18 protein-coding genes are annotated in these 18,772 nt (G+C 43.0%); 9 read left to right on the top strand and 9 right to left on the bottom strand.

Translation table 11 applies throughout. From position 1 onward, the window contains the following. Nucleotides 1–9: 9 nt before the first annotated feature. Nucleotides 10–327 carry a helix-hairpin-helix domain-containing protein gene (locus J5X92_RS00300; protein WP_129736867.1) on the top strand — a complete coding sequence of 106 codons (318 nt, stop codon included), beginning with the start codon at nucleotides 10–12 and terminating at the stop codon, nucleotides 325–327. 110 nt (nucleotides 328–437) lie between these two features. Here J5X92_RS00300 and galU read toward each other — a convergent pair whose 3' ends face one another. The 4 genes from galU to wecA form a co-directional block, all read right to left on the bottom strand. Next, nucleotides 438–1,331, bottom strand: a complete 894-nt coding sequence (galU, locus tag J5X92_RS00295; RefSeq protein WP_129736865.1) for a UTP--glucose-1-phosphate uridylyltransferase GalU — start codon at nucleotides 1,329–1,331, stop codon at nucleotides 438–440. A gap of 383 nt (nucleotides 1,332–1,714) precedes the next feature. Further along, entirely contained in the window at nucleotides 1,715–2,584 is an 870-nt protein-coding gene (locus tag J5X92_RS00290) for a glycosyltransferase family 2 protein (protein WP_208804170.1), read from the bottom strand. Further along, the gene (locus tag J5X92_RS00285) at nucleotides 2,581–3,468 is read right to left on the bottom strand and encodes a glycosyltransferase (RefSeq protein WP_208804169.1); all 888 of its coding nucleotides are present in this window, start codon (nucleotides 3,466–3,468) and stop codon (nucleotides 2,581–2,583) included. Before J5X92_RS00285 ends, J5X92_RS00290 begins: the two co-directional genes overlap by 4 nt. A gap of 127 nt (nucleotides 3,469–3,595) precedes the next feature. Further along, the gene (gene wecA / locus J5X92_RS00280; RefSeq protein WP_208804167.1) at nucleotides 3,596–4,651 is read right to left on the bottom strand and encodes a UDP-N-acetylglucosamine--undecaprenyl-phosphate N-acetylglucosaminephosphotransferase; all 1,056 of its coding nucleotides are present in this window, start codon (nucleotides 4,649–4,651) and stop codon (nucleotides 3,596–3,598) included. Nucleotides 4,652–5,071: 420 nt separating this feature from the next. Here wecA and J5X92_RS00275 point away from each other — a divergent pair, with 420 nt between their 5' ends. From J5X92_RS00275 to galE, 8 genes are all read left to right on the top strand, one after another. Beyond that, entirely contained in the window at nucleotides 5,072–5,476 is a 405-nt protein-coding gene (locus tag J5X92_RS00275; RefSeq protein WP_208804165.1) for a hypothetical protein, read from the top strand. A 49-nt stretch (nucleotides 5,477–5,525) separates the two neighbouring features. Continuing rightward, entirely contained in the window at nucleotides 5,526–7,304 is a 1,779-nt protein-coding gene (locus J5X92_RS00270; RefSeq protein WP_260563427.1) for a polysaccharide biosynthesis/export family protein, read from the top strand. Between the two features lie 41 nt (nucleotides 7,305–7,345). After that, a complete protein-coding gene (locus tag J5X92_RS00265) occupies nucleotides 7,346–8,086 on the top strand; it encodes an ABC transporter permease (RefSeq protein WP_232363143.1) in 741 nt (246 codons plus the stop codon). Then, nucleotides 8,083–8,757, top strand: a complete 675-nt coding sequence (locus J5X92_RS00260) for an ABC transporter ATP-binding protein (protein ID WP_013785221.1) — start codon at nucleotides 8,083–8,085, stop codon at nucleotides 8,755–8,757. Before J5X92_RS00265 ends, J5X92_RS00260 begins: the two co-directional genes overlap by 4 nt. Nucleotides 8,758–8,768: 11 nt before the next feature. After that, nucleotides 8,769–9,893: a capsule polysaccharide transporter gene (locus J5X92_RS00255; RefSeq protein WP_013785222.1), complete on the top strand. Its 1,125-nt coding sequence runs from the start codon at nucleotides 8,769–8,771 to the stop codon at nucleotides 9,891–9,893. Nucleotides 9,894–10,264: 371 nt separating this feature from the next. Beyond that, nucleotides 10,265–11,785, top strand: a complete 1,521-nt coding sequence (locus J5X92_RS00250) for a peptide MFS transporter (protein ID WP_041453010.1) — start codon at nucleotides 10,265–10,267, stop codon at nucleotides 11,783–11,785. Nucleotides 11,786–11,929: 144 nt separating this feature from the next. Continuing rightward, on the top strand, nucleotides 11,930–12,232 hold the full coding sequence (locus tag J5X92_RS00245; RefSeq protein ID WP_041452577.1) for a DUF6170 family protein: 303 nt from the start codon (nucleotides 11,930–11,932) through the stop codon (nucleotides 12,230–12,232). Further along, nucleotides 12,229–13,251, top strand: coding sequence for a UDP-glucose 4-epimerase GalE (gene galE / locus J5X92_RS00240; protein ID WP_126872039.1), 1,023 nt, complete (start codon nucleotides 12,229–12,231; stop codon nucleotides 13,249–13,251). Before J5X92_RS00245 ends, galE begins: the two co-directional genes overlap by 4 nt. Nucleotides 13,252–13,428: 177 nt before the next feature. On the opposite strand, the gene J5X92_RS00235 is transcribed toward galE, so the two are convergent. Genes J5X92_RS00235 through J5X92_RS00215 form a run of 5 tightly spaced genes read right to left on the bottom strand, consistent with a single transcriptional unit; the run spans nucleotide 13,429 to nucleotide 18,692 of the window. Then, entirely contained in the window at nucleotides 13,429–14,295 is an 867-nt protein-coding gene (locus J5X92_RS00235; RefSeq protein WP_260563428.1) for a VacJ family lipoprotein, read from the bottom strand. Next, entirely contained in the window at nucleotides 14,295–15,593 is a 1,299-nt protein-coding gene (ccmI, locus tag J5X92_RS00230; protein WP_013785227.1) for a c-type cytochrome biogenesis protein CcmI, read from the bottom strand. Before ccmI ends, J5X92_RS00235 begins: the two co-directional genes overlap by 1 nt. After that, the gene (locus J5X92_RS00225) at nucleotides 15,590–16,033 is read right to left on the bottom strand and encodes a cytochrome c-type biogenesis protein (RefSeq protein ID WP_013785228.1); all 444 of its coding nucleotides are present in this window, start codon (nucleotides 16,031–16,033) and stop codon (nucleotides 15,590–15,592) included. Before J5X92_RS00225 ends, ccmI begins: the two co-directional genes overlap by 4 nt. Further along, complete coding sequence (locus J5X92_RS00220; protein WP_013785229.1) at nucleotides 16,030–16,650, bottom strand: redoxin family protein; 621 nt, start codon at nucleotides 16,648–16,650, stop codon at nucleotides 16,030–16,032. The genes J5X92_RS00225 and J5X92_RS00220 overlap by 4 nt, the downstream gene beginning before the upstream one ends. Further along, a complete protein-coding gene (locus J5X92_RS00215; protein ID WP_208804163.1) occupies nucleotides 16,647–18,692 on the bottom strand; it encodes a heme lyase CcmF/NrfE family subunit in 2,046 nt (681 codons plus the stop codon). Before J5X92_RS00215 ends, J5X92_RS00220 begins: the two co-directional genes overlap by 4 nt. Nucleotides 18,693–18,772 lie beyond the last annotated feature (80 nt).

Raw genomic sequence — 18,772 nt, 5'->3', positions numbered from 1 at the left:
GGAATGACAATGAAAAGACAATTAACAAGCTTACTGGTTTTATCTGCGCTATTTATTTACACACCAGCCATATCGGCTGCCCCATTAGATAATGATGCTTCATCATCAATGGTAAGTGTTGGTATTGCTGAAAAAATCGACCTTAATATCGCGAGTATTGAAGAGCTTCAAACATTACCCGGCGTAGGTATTTCTAAGGCAAAGGCGATTATCGCTTACCGTCAAGATGTTGGGCCGTTTTTAGAAGTCGCCCAAATAACTGAAGTAAAGGGCATTGGTGAAAAGATGCTATCTAAGTTACAAGGTTATGTTGTAGTAAAAGACTAAAAAACACAATTGGTGTTACTCAGTTTGGAAAACACGCACAAAAAAGCGCGCCATGAGCGCGCTTTTAAATAGCTGTAATTTTAGATACTGTGATCCTAGATACTGTAACCCTAGATGCTAAGGCTAGCAATATACTCTTTAAATTCTTGGCCTAACGCAGGGTGTCTAAGCGCGTACTCTACGTTAGCTTTCATGTAACCTAGTTTACTACCACAATCATGGCTCTTACCTTTCATGTAGTAAGCGTCAACCTGTTCAACCTTCATTAGTGCATCTATAGCATCTGTAAGTTGAATTTCGTCGCCGGCACCAGGAGGAGTGAACTCTAGTAAGTCCCAAATCTTCTCAGATAGCACGTAGCGACCTACGACAGCTAAATCAGACGGAGCTTCATCAAGCGCAGGTTTTTCTACCATTCTGTGGATTTTCGCAGACTCACCGGGCTCAATGGCTGCGCCATCAAGGTCCGCAATACCAAACTTGGTTACATCTTCTTGAGGAACTTGCTCTACCATAACTTGGCTAACACGGGTGGTGTTAAACTTAGCAACCATGTCTGCAAGATTATCTTTTTTCGGATCACTTGCTGCATCGTCAATAATCACATCTGGTAATACTACTGCAAAAGGTGCATCACCAATGATAGGACGGGCACACAATACAGCGTGACCGAGACCATTCGCTACACCTTGGCGTATATGCATGATGGTGACATCTTTCGGACAAATTGACTGTACTTCTTCAAGTATCTGACGCTTAACACGCTTTTCCAATGTGGCTTCAAGCTCAAAAGACGTATCGAAATGGTTTTCAATACTGTTCTTACTAGCGTGGGTTACCAATATAATTTCTTTTATCCCTGCTGCGACACATTCTTTCACAACATATTGAATAAGCGGCTTATCTACCACTGGAAGCATTTCCTTAGGAATTGCTTTTGTAGCAGGAAGCATTCGGGTACCTAGACCCGCAACTGGAATAACGGCTTTCTTTACTTGACTCATAATTTAATGTCCTTGTACTGATAATCCTCAACCTAAAATGAAGTATGCAATCCACATTCCATACTCACAACTTCATTTTGGCTCGAAACGATTACGCTTCAATAAAGCTTAAAGTTCACTTCATAACGATTTCTATTATAAAAATAAAAAGCTTCATCATGAAGCACATATTTAAATTCGTATCACATATAACTGGTGCTGATCAGCCCAACATCATTGAAAAATAATGTTTTTGAAATAAAAGAATTTGACTAATCAACGCCCCTTTTTAATTCAGCGCAATGCACCAAAAGTTATCATCTGCACATATTTAGTGAAACCTTACATTCATTTAGCAGTACTTTAGAGTTCCAACTAAAACCATTGCATAAACAACGTAGAGCCTACTTTATGCTAGGCTCATGAATCTTTCCTTTCTTCGCACTAATACCGTCGGCCAGTCCTTTCAGTAAATAGTGCCCACGCTTTTTCCCATCAGGAAAGTAGAATCGATTAACAATATATCGAAGCGGTATTGCGGGAAGATGACGGCACTTCCAATAAAGTGGTACATATCCCCTTCGCGCTAAGAGTAATACGTTCCTCATTTGATAGTAAAGTCGAATAGGTGCGCCTTGCTTAAATGTTACGCCTAGCACCTTTACACGGTCATCGCCCTGACGGTGCGGCATGCATACTGATAAAGACTGAAATATAGAAAAACCGAGCTTATTGGCGCGCCAGCACCACTCATGATCCACACCGTCTATGAATAGGCCTGTTTCTTTGTTTCCGACTGTAGAAAATGCTGAAGAAGATAGCATCATACCTGAAGCAATGATTTGTTTTACTTCTCTAACCTTGCTATCGATTTGACGTCCCTTTTGAATTCGGCCTACGGCAACCTTATCAGTAAATTGACAATGTATTGAAGGGCCAAGTGCCGCTATTTTATGGGATTGCTCAAGTTCGTGGTACTGAGCTAATAAGTCTACTGCCATATTTACCGTAAATAGACTATCTTGATCTAGCACTACCGCATGTGAAAGACCATTTTCAAATAGATAATTGAGGCCTACATTCTGAGCCTCGGCAATGCCTACGTTATCAGGATAATGGAAGTACTGGCAGTGAGAAGACAGCGATAAGACAGTTTTCTCAGAAGAATTGTCGACTAATACAATCGGCCATTCACAGTGAATGAACCCATCGATAAGTGATTGCACATGTTGAATATCAGGGTGATAAAGTACAACGACGATTCCACAGTTCAATGTTTACCAAACCTATCCAATAAATGACGATCGAGTTTATACGCTAATTTAACGACTTTCCCTGGCATCAATCGAAGCGCTAGCACACCACATGCATATGCAGCATTGTAAGGCGTTAACTTTTTTAGTTTAAGCATGGCATTGAACCTTGCTCTAAATTCGTTGAGTGATTTACTAAAGCCTCTGCGCTTATAAAAGTTGTTTACGCGTCTGAAGTTCAATAAACGATCTTTAAGGTTTCTAAATACAAAGCCGTTAGAAGCCAGGGTTACCCAAAGAAAGTAGTCTTGTGTGTTCATTAGGTTGCTGTCGTATCTATAACCCTGTTCAAACACCGTGTAACGTATTACTACAGTTGGATGATTCAGTGAACACCGCCGTGGTAATATGCTGACAATTTGCCTATGTGATGAAGGCATAACTCGCGCCCCCACTTTGCCACCGTGCTCGTTTATTTCTGTCAGTGCTGAACCCAGTACTGATATATAAGCATGCTTTCGCAAATAATTTATTTGCCGTGCGAGTCGAGTAGAAATCGAGATATCATCCGCATCCATTCTCACGAAGTAGGAAGGGTTCAACGATAATCCCCATTCGGCCGCTTTGTTCATGCAGCTAGCCAAACCCGGTTTAACCACATTTTGAGCTAGTATAATCCTATGATCAGAAAAGGCTTTATCTTTGAGTTTATTCATCATCTTAACGGTAATTTCCCCGTCAATTACAATGATAAAGACAAAATCTTGATAGGTCTGATTGAGGATACTATCAATTGCTTGCTCTACCCACTCAACCTTGTCTCCCCCGTAAACCGCCATGGCGACTAAGGTTTCAACACGTTTTTTCTTATAGTTGTTGTGAAGAATTGAAAGGTTTGAGTCCAAACAGAATTACCAATTTTAAAGCGTTGATACATGGGAAAGTAAAAGAAAAGCGCTTTCTAATCTTATTACACCGGCGTTCGAAATTTGTTTCTAGCATTCAATTTATCAACGCATTAGAAATATTACTCTAACGCTTTTTGATAAAGCGAAGTACGCTCCAAATGTTCTGAATGACGATACTATACAAGACAAGTAAACAAATAAAACCCCAAAACATGACGTATTCAGGCACAAGGTGTATTTCACCCAAGATCCCAATTACGCAATAACAGGCGCCCATGCATAGTATCGCGATGAGAGATTGACGACTAGATAACCCAGCACGCATAAAAATGTTATGTAAGTGCTGGCGGTCGGGACGGAGCATAGATTGCCCCTTGCGTGCACGGCGGTACATAATAGCTGCCATATCCATCAATGGCAGTCCAACCAACCACACGGCGGTAATTGGTCTAAATGCAGCACTATCACCTTGGGTATGGTCGACTAATAACCATACTATTGTTAGGCCCACGAACATACTGCCCGCATCACCCATAAATATTTTATTTCCTTTAAAACCCTTCCAACTTAAGTTAAAGGCTAAAAAAGGTACGATGGCAGCCACAATAATTAACGGTTCCATAATGGCAGCACCGTTGCCAGTAGCAGTGAGAAACCCCGCCAAGGTAAGCAGGATGACCAAACTCATGCCTCCTGCAAGACCATCTATACCATCAATCATATTAAAGGCATTGATAACACCCACTACGCAAATAACAGTAAAGAAATACCCACTTATATCTAACGCAATATCGCCATTACCAAAAATATTACCTAACGAGGTGACATAATTTTGCGCACTCCACGCCATAATTGAAGCCACACCGAATTGACACATTAGACGTCCTTTGGCACTTAAGTCGAAACGGTCGTCAAGCATACCAAGAAGCACAACAAAAGCAGAAGCAGTAAAAAATAGAGGATTATTTTTCATCCATACATCAGTAGCAACACTCGCAACCAATACCGCCATAAAGATGGCGACGCCGCCAGTCAATGGGATAATGCCCGCATGGCGCTTTCTTGCGCTTGGTTGATCAACCAAGCCAAATTGATGTGCTAACGGTGTCATCACCACTAACAAAATGAGAGCTACAAAAAACGCAGTAAAAAGGGGAACAAACTGCAGGTACGCTAACATATTAAACAAAACCTCGTGCCACCACGGCCCATACCACCAACAATCAGTGCTTCACTGATAGGTGTTCTTCTAAAGTGTGACATGTGAACCAAATTGGTATCCATATTAAAACAACGTCCTTTAACGACCTACCGAGGGTTTCATTCTTTTATTTAAACAGGATAGGAAAACCCTCTCTATCATAATAAACATTCTTTGTTGTAACCACCCTTAGTAGTAAAAACTTTTGTAACAGAATGAATTCAGGCTAATCAACACAACACTTTGAACAAATTTCATACACAATGTCTTGTGAACACTGACTTTAGAGCAAATATGCATCCATCAAAATGCAATTCATGTCGAACCCGTGACGAAAGCATGTTTTTTTTTATTCTTATGGTATCCTAGCGCCAAATTGCTATATGGATATGACAGTCAATGTTAAATACGCAAAAAAGGGCTTTCTTACTCGTTGCGCTTACCAGCTTGCTCGCGGCGTGCAGTAATGTGCCTAAATCGACAACCGCCGATATTCCACTAGTACACGCTTCGCTAGCATACTCTTTGTCTGCCGAAGAAGGTGTAGCAATAAGCATTCCAAATTTAAATTCTTCGTTTAGTCAGGGCCAGAGCATTCAAATTATGCTTGAAGGCATTGATTACGAGGCGACTAAATTGTATACCTCGGCAACCGGTAACGACTGCATTCGCTTTCAAGCTACACTTTCTGCCACCCAGTCCAAAAATGAATATACCAAAGACAAGGTTACCGTTTGTAAACGCGACGGAGCTTGGTCTATTTTGAGCCCATTAGTAGCCTCGGCTCAATCACGAGGAGAATAAGTTGAAGTTGTTAAATTTAGTTTCTTTTACCGCTGCAGCTGTACTTTCAATCAGTTTATTTTCTCAAACAGTTTACGCGCAGAGTGCGGAACAAATAGAACAGTTAAGACAACGCGCCCAACAAACAGGCTCGTCATCAACCTCTAGTACTGCAGCTGGCGTGTCCCCTCTCAGCGTTCAGAGTCAACGTACACTGCCCGGCGCAGGTAGCGCACAAAGTACAATGGGGCAATTTAGCACTCAGCCAAGAGACGGCCTTTCTCTTCCGGGTGAGCCGACTATTGAAAGTGTTTTCCCCCAACAAAAAGCAATGGCTAACCCACCGTTTGCTGCGAACCTTTTTCTTGGCGGCTTCGAGTCAGAAAGAACCACAGGTTTAAACGATAACTACTTGGTTGCGCCTGGGGATAAAATTTCTATATGGCTTTGGGGTGCAATCAATTATTCAGATGTTTCTACTGTTGATAACCAAGGCAACATATTTATACCCAATATTGGCCCAATTCGGGTTGCTAACACGCCAGCGGGTTCAGTAAACCAGACAGTCAGTAGTAAAATTCGTCAGGTTTATACCAACGATGTAAACGTATACGTCAACCTACTTACTTCAACACCTGTGGCAGTCTATGTTTCTGGTCCAATTTTACGTCCTGGGCAATATGCGGGCTTAGCATCTGATAGTGTTCTGTATTACTTGAAACGGGCGGGAGGTATCGATTTTCAACGTGGTAGCTTCCGTAAAATAGATGTTATTCGCGACAACGAAGTTATTGCAACCGCTGATTTATATGCATTTTTCAGGAACGGCAAGCTTCCAAAAATTTCTTTTAAAGATGGTGACACCATATTAGTTCGCCCTATCGGCAATACTATCGTGGTGGAAACCGGTGCCAGAAATAGTTTCACCTTTGAGTTTTCAGATGAGGAACTCACTGGCGAGGTAGTGAACTACTTTGCACGACCGGGTGAATTTGCTTCTCATGCTTCTGTCGCTGGCGTAAGAGATAATAAACAGTTTGCACGTTACTTAAGCTTAACCGACTTTGAAAGCTTGCCTTTAAAAGCCGGCGATACAGTAGAGTACGTGGCTGATAATGAAGCACAAATTTATCGTATTAATGTAGCTGGCGCATTTTCAGGTGCATCACAATTGATGGTAGACAAAGGTACACGCTTGCTTGATGTGCTTGATCATATTGAAGCTGATACAACCTTGTCCGATACGCAGAATATTTATCTCCTGCGAGAAAGTGTTGCTATAAAGCAAAGAGAAATTATCGAGCAAGGCTTAGAGCGATTAGAGCGCAGTATGTATACTGCTCCTATCAGTTCTACCGGTGAAGGTGCTATTCGCGCACAGGAAGCTCAACTTGTAGCTGATTTTATTGCCAGAGCACGCCAAGTTGAACCCCAAGGCCGCGTGGTTGTGTCTGAAAATGGCGACACTGCGAACATTCTTTTAGAACCTAATGATACGATTGTGATCCCAGAAATTACGGATCTTATTCATATTGGTGGCGAAGTTTTACTCCCTCAATCGGTTGTATTTAACCCTGACGCAGATACTGAAGATTATATTGCATGGGCTGGCGGTTTTACCGAACGGGCTGAAGATGAGCGTATCTTGATTGTGCGCAAAAATGGCAACGTTGCGTTTGCTAATATTGATAATGGTATTTTAACGGCTAACGGCAGTGGCGCTAAATTATTACCTGGCGATCAAATCATTGTGCTGCCGGCTATTGATACCAAAGTGCTTCAGGCAGTAAAAGATATTACGCAAATTGTCTATCAAATCGCCATTGCTGCGAACGTAGCCACAGACTAGTTATGGTAACGTTCAAAGAACAAGTTTACGCTTGGAGAAGTGTGATTTTCGCACTTTTCCTGCGTGAGTTTCAAAGTAAGTTCAATGATAAATTTGGGCTCAGCTGGGCCTTTATAGAGCCTTTTATTTTCATTGCTGCCCTTTCGTTTATAAGAGGCTTGATCAGCGGCGACGATGTTCACTCTATACCATTATTCATATTCATGATGATTGGTTTAGTTGGCCTTCAGACACTTACCTCCAATCTTCAGTCAGTATCAACGTCCATTCGACGAAATAAACCATTATATGCATTTAGGCAGGTTCAACCGCTTGCGGCTATAGTGACTGCGGGCTTTGTTGAATTATCAATTAAAACCGTAGTGATTGCACTACTTGCTTTAGCACTCTATTTACTCGGTGACGGCTTCAAGATTCATGACCCACTGCTATTTATCACCCTTTACATCCTACTTTGGTTATTTTCTGTTTCAATTGGTTTAGTGTTTGGTATTGCGGTTGCTTTCGTTCCTGAAGTAGACAAAATAAAATCAATGCTTACACGCCCCCTTATGTTTATTTCCTGTGTATTTTTCAGCCTTCAAGATATGCCCGAATACCTCTGGCCGTATTTCACTTGGAATCCACTAGTCCACTTTAACGAGCTTGCTCGGTATGCTTGTTTTGAGTCTTACGGACATAAAGGGGTATCGTTTAGCTTTGTGGTAGAAATTACCATTGTATTCTTATTCTTGAGTCTTTCTCTGTATCACATTACGTGGAAAAAGGTATTGTCACGATGATCAAACTAGAGAACGTGACAAAAAGCTACCCGAGTAAAATGGGGCCCCAATATATATTTAAAAATCTTAACTTTGACTTTCCAACCGAGAACAACGTAGCCATATTGGGTAAAAACGGTGCGGGTAAATCCACCTTGTTTCGCATGTTAGCGAAGAGTGAATACCCTGATAAAGGGCGCGTGCTTACTAATAAAGCGATGTCATGGCCAGTTGCACTGCAAACAGGCGTGCATCCCCAAATGACAGGCCGTGAGAACACACGTTTCATCGGTCGTATCAATAACGTGGCGTCGTTACCGGAATACGAAGAGAAGGTTCAAGCTTTTGCTGAGTTAGATAAGCGCTTTGACTTACCCGTGCGGACGTACTCATCAGGTATGCGGGCTAAGTTTGTATTTGCTTGTTGTATGAATATTGACTTTGATATTTATCTTATTGACGAAGCCACTTCTGTAGGCGACCCACTTTTTAGAAAAAAAGCCAGAGCGTCACTTAAAGAAAAAAGTGAAACTGCCGGCGTTATCATGGTAAGTCATGAACTCGATCAAATTCGAGAATTCTGTACATCCGCCGTCATTATAGATGATGGTAAATTATCGTATTACGCTGATCTCGAAGAAGGCATTGACGTGTACACGCAAGATGCAGCTAACAAAAAATCGTTAAAATAGGTTTATTACACGTGGAAAAAACTCTTACTAAGCTGAATGAACTGATGAAACAGCATAAAACGCTTTTGCTTGTGCTGCCTTGGTTTTTATATGCCTTCTATCTCATTGTATGGGCTGCACCTCAATACGAAAGCCAAAGTCAGTTAATCGTAAAATCAAGTGATGGCGGCAGTAGTTTCGACCCATCTTCATTACTGATGTCGGCAGGTATTAGCTCTGGCGGCATGGGAAATGAAAGCCAACTAGTAGAAGCTTATATCAAATCTGCAGACATGATTAAGTACTTGGATGAGACCATTAACCTAAGAGAACATTACATGTCTGACGAGGCCGACTTTTTTAGCGGCTTATCAAGTTCTCATAAGCAGGAAAGCTTCTATCAGTTTTACTTAGACCACGTTGAAGTGAGTGTAGATTCAGCCTCTTCTGTTATTTCACTTCGTACCCGTGCTTTTAACCCCGAATTCGCGCAAGTCATAAACCAAGCTATTGTGGTAAAAGCGGAAGAATTTATAAACAATATCAACAACAATCTAGCCAAATCAAAGCTAACCTTCGCTAAGGGTGAGCACGAGATTGTTGAGCAAAAACTTCAACAAGCTAAAACAGAAATTTTAGGCTTTCAGTCAAAATATAATGTGCTTGACCCTACCGCAGAAGGCGCAGCTTTCCAGCAAATTGCATTTTCGTTAGAAGCCACCTTGGCACAAAAGAAAGCAGAGTTGAGTACCATTTCAACCATGATGTCTGATGCTGCTCCTGAGGTGATTAATATCAAGCGAGAAATTGGTGCACTGCAGAGTGAAATTAATAAGCGCAAAGAGCAGATTAGTACCACTGACCCAGATAGCTCTGATACTGACCTTTCCGTAGGTGAACTGATGGCGCAATACAGCAACCTACAGGTTCAGTTACAGTTAGCTATACAAGCATTTTCTTCTTCACTGATTACCCTTGAAAATGCCCGAGTGGAAACCTATCAGAAATTACAGCACTTAGTAACTATTGAGACGCCTACTCTGCCGGATGACAATAAGTACCCAACAGTGGTTTACAATTTGGTGTTATTTGGCGTAATACTTTTATTGCTTTATGGCATCATTCGAATTGTATTAGCTACAATTAGAGAGCTATAACGGACAATACCTTGAAACCTGATTTGTATCGCACTTCGCTGCTATATTCTTAATAGCATTCGTAGTAATACATTCGTCGTAAAAAAGAGTGCGATACAAATTTTCAAGTAAACGACAGGCAGTAAGCTATTCCCTCATATTTTTAGCGCCAGCCCGCGAAAAGCATAAAGAGCAACCCAAGCGGCAACGCTCAATTTTCAAACAAAACGTGCTTTTGACAGGCTTAAAAGTAGAGTTTATCGCCCAAATCTTGTGTCTTCACTCGAGCTTTAGTATAACGGCTTATCCTTTATTGGACCTATATCAAAAGAGTGTATGCATTAAGCACTCTACTATAACAACCATAATTAATATGGAATGATAACGTGACTATAAAAAAATCTAACGACACCAGCTTTTTCGGCCATCCAGGGGGCCTTCGAACGCTGTTTTTCACAGAAATGTGGGAACGCATGAGTTATTACGGTATGCGTGCCCTTCTTGTTTTATTTATGACAGCCAGCCTACAAACTCAAGGGCTTGGTTTTACGGTAGCCACCGCAGGGGCAATTTACGGCCTTTATACCGGCGCAGTTTACTTTTTAGGTTTACCAGGAGGTTGGTTATCTGACCGTCTCATCGGTGGTAAAAAAGCCGTGTGGTACGGTGGTATTATCATCTTCTTAGGCCATGTGGTACTTGCTATCGACTTACAGAACTTATTTTTTGTAGGTTTAATCCTTGTAGCAACTGGGACTGGCCTATTAAAACCCAATATTTCGGCCATGGTAGGGCAGCAGTATGGCGATGATGATGCTCGCAGGGACAGTGGTTATGCCCTTTATTATATGGGTATCAACATCGGCTCTCTTATTGCCTATTTGGTAACAGGTTACCTACAAGAAAACTGGGGCTGGGACTATGCCTTTGGTGCGGCAGCGATTGGTATGGCTATTGGTCTTATTCAATATTACTTCACCAACTCGTCGCTAGCGTCAGACTCAACGGCTCCAACTAATCCTTACACAGGCAGCGCTAAGAAAACCGCGTGGACAGCCGTTATTACAACCGTAGCGTTAGCTGTCGTTGTTATTGTTCTTGCTCACATGGGGACAATTGTTATTGACCCTCTTGCACTCGCTCAGCAAGTGGCTGTATTTTTCACTGTCGTATTTTTTGCTTATTTTGGTTTTATCTATTTCAAAGGCGCATTAAGCGACAATGAAAAAAGACGCATGTGGGCATTATTTTTAGTTTGTATTGCCTCGGCTTGTTTCTGGTCAGGCTTTGAGCAAGCCGGTTCATCTTTAAACTTGTTCGCTCAAAACTATACCGACAGAGCTTTATCTGCTGGTTCAATTTTCACGTCATGGTTCGGGCTTTCTACCATTCCAACCGTATGGTTCCAGCTTTCTAACTCGCTATTTATTATTATCCTTTCGCCTTTCTTCGCTGCGCTTTGGATTAACCTTGCTAAGCGTATGATTGACCCTTCGTATACCCTTAAGTGTGCAATTGGTCTTGTGATTATGGCAACAGGCTTCTTGGTAATGTTTATGGCCTCTCAGTACGCTGCTCAAGGTTTAAAAGTAGCCCCTATGTGGTTGGTCACTACTTACTTCTTACATACTGTTGGTGAGTTATGTTTAAGCCCCGTTGCACTGAGTGCGGTAAGTAAACTATCGCCCAAGCGTTTTGCTGGTCAAATGATGGGGGTTTTCGTTCTAACCTACTCTATCGGTAACATTATTGCCGGCCTATTGTCAGGTAATTTCGATCCTGAAAATGTAGCCGAAATGCCTAACCTTTACCTACAAATCGCGTTGTTTAGTATTGCTATCGGTATTGTTATCGCACTGCTGAGTCTCAAATCACGTTTTTGGGAAAAAGCTGGCGTTGAGTCGCAAGCCTAAGTTGATTAATAAAGATAGGAACAGGTGATTAAATTTTTGTTGAAAAGAGCTCATTAGACCAATTACGGTTTGAACCTTTCCTGCAATCACCTACAATAACCGCCGTTACACAATATGTGTCGGCGGTTTTTATTTGAGTACGCTATGAAATTTTATTTTTCCACCCGAAATATTCCTCAGCTAAAAGGTCTCCCTCTTACTGAACGCGTTAAGCGTTTAGACAGAGCAGCTTCACGAATGACCGTTCCAGAAAAAACACTCATGAACGTGCTCAAGCTACTGGTTTTCATACCCGCTTTTGTGCTTATATTACAAACCGCATCGAACTGGACATCACTGTTGTGGGCGGGACTCGTATTTTTGCTGTACCCGCTTTTAGTTAAGCCTATACAACATTCTATCTGTGCTAAACATTTGGCACCTAATTCAGACAAGGAGCATGCATGAAAACCATCTTGGTTACCGGTGGCGCAGGATACATTGGAAGTCATACTGTACTTCAACTACTCGAACAAGATTACAGCGTTGTTGTCTTGGACAACTTGGCGAACTCGAGTGCAGAGTCACTGAGACGTGTTGAGGCTATCTCAGGAAAATCCGTCACTTTCGTTCAAGGTGATATTCGCGACACTGCTGTGCTTGATGGTATATTTAGCGAGCATACGATTTATGCGGTTATTCACTTTGCGGGCCTAAAAGCCGTAGGAGAATCGGTTCAGCAGCCCCTGTCTTACTATGAAAACAATGTGTATGGCACGCTTACCCTGTGTAAATCAATGCAAAAGCACAACGTTAAGAATATTGTGTTTAGCTCTTCTGCTACAGTATATGGCGATCCTGCAGCCCTTCCTTTACGCGAAGACATGGCCACGGGACACCCAACCAACCCTTACGGTATGTCTAAGTTAATGGTAGAGCATGTGTTGGCTGATTTGTTTGTGTCAGACAGCGAATGGAACATTGTGCTACTTCGTTACTTTAACCCAGTAGGCGCACACGCATCAGGCAGCATTGGTGAAGATCCAAACGGTATTCCAAACAACCTCATGCCTTATATTTCACAAGTCGCTACGGGAAAATTAGAAAAACTCAGCGTATTTGGTGACGATTACGATACCCATGATGGTACTGGTGTACGTGATTATATTCACGTAGAAGACTTGGCTAATGGGCACTTGAAAGCGATTGATAGAATTGCTTTGAATATGGGCCTTGATAAATATAACTTGGGAACTGGTCAAGGTTACTCAGTGTTAGATATGATCAAAGCGTTTGAAAAGGCATCGGGTAAAACAATCCCTTATGCTATAGCACCGCGCCGTGGAGGCGATGTAGCGGCATGTTACGCAGACCCGACTAAGGCAGCTACTGAACTTAATTGGCACGCTGAGAAAGGCTTAGAGGCCATGTGTGCAGACACATGGAATTGGCAATCACAAAACCCTCAAGGATATCCTAAAGGCTAGTGACATTATGCTGCTGCTTCCGTGAAGTGAAGTGTGCAAGCACCGAATACTGAACCTAAAAAAGCCCCTTAACGGCATTTCGTTAAGGGGCTTTATTCTTTGTGTAAGTTAAAAGCTACGTTAGGGCTAATTACCTTTTAGCTTCAGGGGCTATTTTCCCCTTAGGGCAACTTCTCGTTAAAGCTCGTTTCCTTGAGGGCCATCTTCTTCTGGCTCATCTGTCGAAGTGTTATCTTCAACATCCGTTTCTTCATACTCCAGCATGGCTTCGAACTCAGCAAAATCATCAAGCTGCTCTTCATCTAATGCCTTATCACCACTTTTGCCATCGGTAACTTTAAATGCGAGGTTTTCGAAGTACGCATTTTTTACAAATGCATAGTCATCGACTGACTGTTCAAGTTGTTGCTCTTGGTCAATTAATGAAGCTCGCCCTTCCAACAACGAAACCAAATAACGTGCAATAGCAAACTGCCCATCGATAATCGCCATAGGATATACCATGCCGTCTACAACGTTACCGGAAAAACTGCGTGGGTCATTTGGGCCAAGCGCGGGTAACATTAAGAATGGCCCCGTTCCTACACCCCATGTTCCCATGGTTTCACCAAACTCTTCTTCTTTTTTAGTTATACCTATATGGTTAGCAACATCAATAGTACCGAATAGGCCAACGGTCGAATTAAGCACAAAACGAGCAAGGCTATCTAAACCGTCGTCTACCTTGCCTTGAAACATATTATTCATAAAGTTTGCTGGTTCTTGAAGGTTTTCTGCAGCATTAAACAATCCAACACGTGCAAAATGAGGCATAACCGTGACATACCCTACTGTAATGGGTCGCAGTAAATAGGCATCTAATACTTCCCAGTTGAAATCCCACATCACGCGGTTCACAGGCTCTAGGGGATCTCTAGGATCACTGGTATCTTGAACGGATGTACTATTTTGTTCAACTTGTTGAGACACTTGCTGACTTGCGCACCCGCCTAACAAACTCGCTAATAAAAGCGCACTTACCGAGACCCATTTTGAAAATTTAATCACAATAATTCCTTCTCTATCATCACGTTGATGTCTTTCACGTTTTGAGGTGCCACCTCGGTAACTTGACTACCTTCCCATTCCCCAGGCGATACAGATACATCGCCATCAGCAGATACTCGAGCGGTAAGCGTAACTTTGCTGAGTGAGTCTAATGTGTATTGCGGCATCATTGCATTATCCGTATCTAATGCAATAGTGACAGGAAAATCTTGTAACGGGATCTTAACCACGGCCGCCGGCATTCTGTTTTCTGAGTTAGCATCTTGCGCAAACACAATAAGAAAGCCGGATTGCGGTAACGCTGAACGGGCTTCATCAGATACATTAACGGTAATATTAAAACCTGTTTTCGTACTAGTCGTCTTTTCAATCGCGGGCGCTTGCGTACCAGATGATTCATCTATGGGACTATTATCTAGTACAAGCACTTGCCCGTCTTGCGCTTGAAGTTCTTGCTCTCGCATGGCAAGTCGCTGACCAATATCGTTACCCGCAGGTAGCTTATCTTTAACTTGCCCGTAATAACGGGTTAGGTTTTCTAAATCGCCTAGCTGCGCAGAAACCACCGCCATCATTAGCGCTAAATTATCATTTTCTGGCGTACTGCGTAATAACCCCTTAAGCACACCTTGTGCGCGATTGAGGTTATTCACATCACCCGTAGTCATCAAAGCTTGGGCTAGCGTAATTTGGTGAGACGTATTTCCAGGTTTTAACGCAACAGCCTTATCTATGGCTTCAATGGCCTGCACTTCTTGGCCTAGGCTTAACATAAGCCGCCCCAAATATAGCCAGCCCGTATCATCTTCAGGGGCTTCTCGTAGGCGTTGACGAATGGCCAATGCCAAATTAGCCACGTCTTCGGGCCCTAAATCACTTCCATTGCCACTGGCTAATTGTGCGCTTAACTCTGGTAACGCTGCAATAGCATCAGAGGCACGCTGCACTTGGCTAAATTGATTCACCGAAGCGTATACCACTACACCCGCAACGACGGCGACTAGACCACCAATAAGTAAAGGAAGACCTGCCGTGCCAGTACGTGTTGATTCAAAACTACTTTCATCAACCAATGCGACTTTTAGTTCATCAACAGCCACTCGCATATCGTGCTCGGTGATTAAGCCTTCTTGCACTTCTCTTTCAAGCTCTTGCAATCGCTGCTTTACAATTTGCGTGTTGCTTAGGTTATCCGCTTTAGCGTGATTTTTTCTACGAAGCCAAGGGAATGCCAACAGCATAAGTACTAAGGTAATTAACCCTGAAACAACAATATAAAACTCAGTCCAACTCATTCTTTTTCCTGCTCAAGCAATGCATCTGCCTTAGCCAGTTTGGCTTTGATATCCTGCGGAGCTGTCGAAGACTTCCGGCGTACTACAAAAAAAAGCGCGAAAACGACAAACAACACAGGTGCAGCCCACAGCCACATGGTGGCAATGGTTACCGGTGGTTGGTAATGCACAAAATCCCCGTAACGGGCTTTCATAAAATCAATAACTTCCTGCTCAGACTTGCCTTCTTTCAACAACGCATAAACTTTACGGCGCATATCGTGGGCAATCATGGCATCACTGTCGGCAATATTCTGGTTCTGGCACATAGGGCAACGTAGTTCGGCGGTTAAACTCAAAAACTGAGCACGTTGCGCAGGCGTATCAAACGCAAAGTTATCTTCAGCGCTACAAGCAGAAAAAGCGATAAATAAAGTGATAACGAATAGTAAACGTTTCATTCGCCGACTCTCTTAGTGCTTTCTGCTTCCTTTTTACCATCGGCCTCGGCCACTAACTGTTGATAAAGCGGCCCCACTTTGTTTTGCCATACACGTTCGTTGATATCACCAATATGATGCATGCGAATAACCCCGTTAGCATCCAGTACAAAGTGTTCTGGGGCGCCAGTAACCCCTAAATCTAGAGACGTATCGCGATATACATCAAAAATATTAAATGCATAAGGGTTACCGTAACGCCTTAGCATACTAGTAACTTCTTGTTGCACTCGGGTGAGTGTTTTTGTCCCAAAGTCAGGGTCAAGATCTTGGTCAAAGTATAAACCTACAAACTTTACTCCTAGCTCATTTTTAAGCTGGGTTAAATACGGCATTTCTACCGCACAGGTTACGCACCACACTCCCCATACATTCACAATAGTCACCTCACCTTTCAGTGAATCTGGGGTGTAGGTGGTATCGGGTTGCATTAAATCGGGTAATGTAAATTCAGGCAGTGGCTTGCCTTTAACTTGTGAATCTAGCTCTCGTGGGTCTGAAAACAACCCTTGGAACAAGAAAATCACCAGCATCGAGAACAGCACCAATGGAATGACAACTAAAGGCGCCTTTTTCATTGTGTGACCTCCTGACTGCCAGCATCACTTGTATTTTTCGTATCCGCTTCTAGGGGCTGTGCCTTTCCTGTCACGCGGTTAATAGCTTTCGTCACTTTTTTCACTTTGGTCATGCGATAGCGTTTATCGCTGATCGAGAATATACCGCCAATCGCCATGACAACCGCGCCCGCCCATAACCATGCTACAAACGGTTTTATGTAAATACGAACTGCCCAAGCGCCATCATCAAGGGGCTCGCCCATGGCAATAAATAAATCCCGCGATACCGTAGAATGAATTGCTGCTTCTGTCATTGGCATACGCTGAACTGTATACATACGCTTTTCTGGTTCTAAATGTACAACAAATTCATCCGCCTTGTTCACATCAAATACACCCACATCAGCGGTGTAATTAGGGCCTTGGAATGGCTTAACATCGGTAAAAGTAAAAGCATAACCGCCAAGCTCTACAGTTTCTCCCACTTCCATTCGCACATCCCGCTCTAACTCATAGTTAGACACTAAAGTAATGCCGATAATACTGATGGCAAACCCGATATGGCCTAATACCATGCCCCAATGACTTGGCGTAAGCTTGCGTAGTTTTGTAAATGTACTGGTATTACTTGGGTTAGCGTTAACGCGCTGAAACACTTCTTGCACGGTAGTAACCAAAATCCAAAACACGAGTATCATGCCCAGTACACCCATATACTGTGCCGTGTCGTAACTAAAATTGACCAAAAGCGCTGCACTTATTGCAATTCCACCAGCGACAAGCAACTGATTTTTGAGTGCACCTGCAGTCTGGTGTTTCCAGCGAGTTAAAGGGCCAAGGCCTAAGAACAACACAAACGGCACAATCAACAGGGTAAACATTTGATTAAAAAATGGCGCCCCCACTGAAATACTGCCTAGCCCTAGTTCTTTATGAACCAGTGGCAATAAGGTACCAAGTAACACCACTAACGTAGCGGCACACAAAAATACATTATTACCCATGAGCAATACTTCACGAGAAAACGCTTGGTATCGACCGGGGCTCTTTAAAGCCGAAGCGCGCATGGCATATAGTAACAAGCCAAAGCCACTCAACACGATAAGAATACCGAGTATAAATAGACCACGGGTTGGGTCGCTTGCGAAAGAGTGAACGGAAACAATCACTCCTGAGCGAACTAAGAAGGTTCCCAACAAGCTTAACGAAAACGCAGCAATAGCGAGTAATACCGTCCACGACTTAAAGGCTTTTCGTTTTTCCGTTACCGCCAAAGAGTGCATCAAGGCGGTTCCCACCAACCAAGGCATAAAGGATGCGTTTTCTACGGGATCCCAGAACCACCAGCCCCCCCAGCCAAGTTCGTAGTAAGCCCACCAGCTACCAAGGGCGATACCCACAGTAAGAAACGCCCAGGCAGCAATAACCCACGGACGAGCCCAACGCGCCCATGTGGAATCGAGTTGACCTGAAATCAATGCAGAAATAGCAAAAGCGAACGCCACTGAGAAGCCTACATACCCCATGTATAACATTGGTGGGTGAATGATCATGCCAAAATCTTGCAGAAGCGGGTTTAAATCTCGGCCATCGACAGGGAAAAACGGCAACATACTATTGAAGGGATTTGAGGTAAGCAGCATAAACAAATAAAAGCCAATACCAACCATACCTAGCACCGATAGCACCCTTGCAACCATGGTAAGAGGAATACCTCGGCTAAATATGGCGACTGCTACCGTCCAAATTGACAGCATTAAAACCCACAGCAAAAACGAACCTTCGTGGCCGCCCCAAACTGCAGTAATTTTATAGACAAGTGGAAGCTGGCTGTTGGAATGCTGCGCCACATACTCAACACTGAAATCATCGGTAACAAAGGCATAGGTTAAGCACAAATACGCGATTAGGGTAAAAACAAACAATCCAATCGCCAAGGGCTTTGCGGTAGCCATTAGCGTGTCGTGTTGACGATGAGCCCCCCAAAGCGGGTAAACTGCAAGCAAAATAGATAATACTAGGGCGAGTGTTAATGCAATGTTCCCAATCTCAGGCACCATGGTTACTGGCCTCCTGGTTTAGACTTTAAACTTGGCTTTGAACTTGGCTCTGATACCGTCATTGATGCTGTTTCTGACGC

It is taken from the genome of Alteromonas sp. K632G (genome assembly GCF_017653625.1).
Taxonomy (GTDB): Bacteria; Pseudomonadota; Gammaproteobacteria; order Enterobacterales; family Alteromonadaceae; genus Alteromonas; species Alteromonas naphthalenivorans.
This window is presented reverse-complemented; position numbering and strand designations above follow the sequence as displayed.

What these genes read in the sequence shown, in the direction of transcription:
- J5X92_RS00300 (WP_129736867.1), top strand. Translation starts at nt 10, where the DNA reads ATGAAAAGACAATTAACAAGCTTACTGGTTTTATCTGCGCTATTTATT.
- galU (WP_129736865.1), bottom strand. Translation starts at nt 1,331, where the DNA reads ATGAGTCAAGTAAAGAAAGCCGTTATTCCAGTTGCGGGTCTAGGTACC.
- wecA (WP_208804167.1), bottom strand. Translation starts at nt 4,651, where the DNA reads ATGTTAGCGTACCTGCAGTTTGTTCCCCTTTTTACTGCGTTTTTTGTA.
- J5X92_RS00275 (WP_208804165.1), top strand. Translation starts at nt 5,072, where the DNA reads ATGTTAAATACGCAAAAAAGGGCTTTCTTACTCGTTGCGCTTACCAGC.
- J5X92_RS00260 (WP_013785221.1), top strand. Translation starts at nt 8,083, where the DNA reads ATGATCAAACTAGAGAACGTGACAAAAAGCTACCCGAGTAAAATGGGG.
- J5X92_RS00245 (WP_041452577.1), top strand. Translation starts at nt 11,930, where the DNA reads ATGAAATTTTATTTTTCCACCCGAAATATTCCTCAGCTAAAAGGTCTC.
- galE (WP_126872039.1), top strand. Translation starts at nt 12,229, where the DNA reads ATGAAAACCATCTTGGTTACCGGTGGCGCAGGATACATTGGAAGTCAT.
- ccmI (WP_013785227.1), bottom strand. Translation starts at nt 15,593, where the DNA reads ATGAGTTGGACTGAGTTTTATATTGTTGTTTCAGGGTTAATTACCTTA.
- J5X92_RS00225 (WP_013785228.1), bottom strand. Translation starts at nt 16,033, where the DNA reads ATGAAACGTTTACTATTCGTTATCACTTTATTTATCGCTTTTTCTGCT.
- J5X92_RS00220 (WP_013785229.1), bottom strand. Translation starts at nt 16,650, where the DNA reads ATGAAAAAGGCGCCTTTAGTTGTCATTCCATTGGTGCTGTTCTCGATG.
- J5X92_RS00215 (WP_208804163.1), bottom strand. Translation starts at nt 18,692, where the DNA reads ATGGTGCCTGAGATTGGGAACATTGCATTAACACTCGCCCTAGTATTA.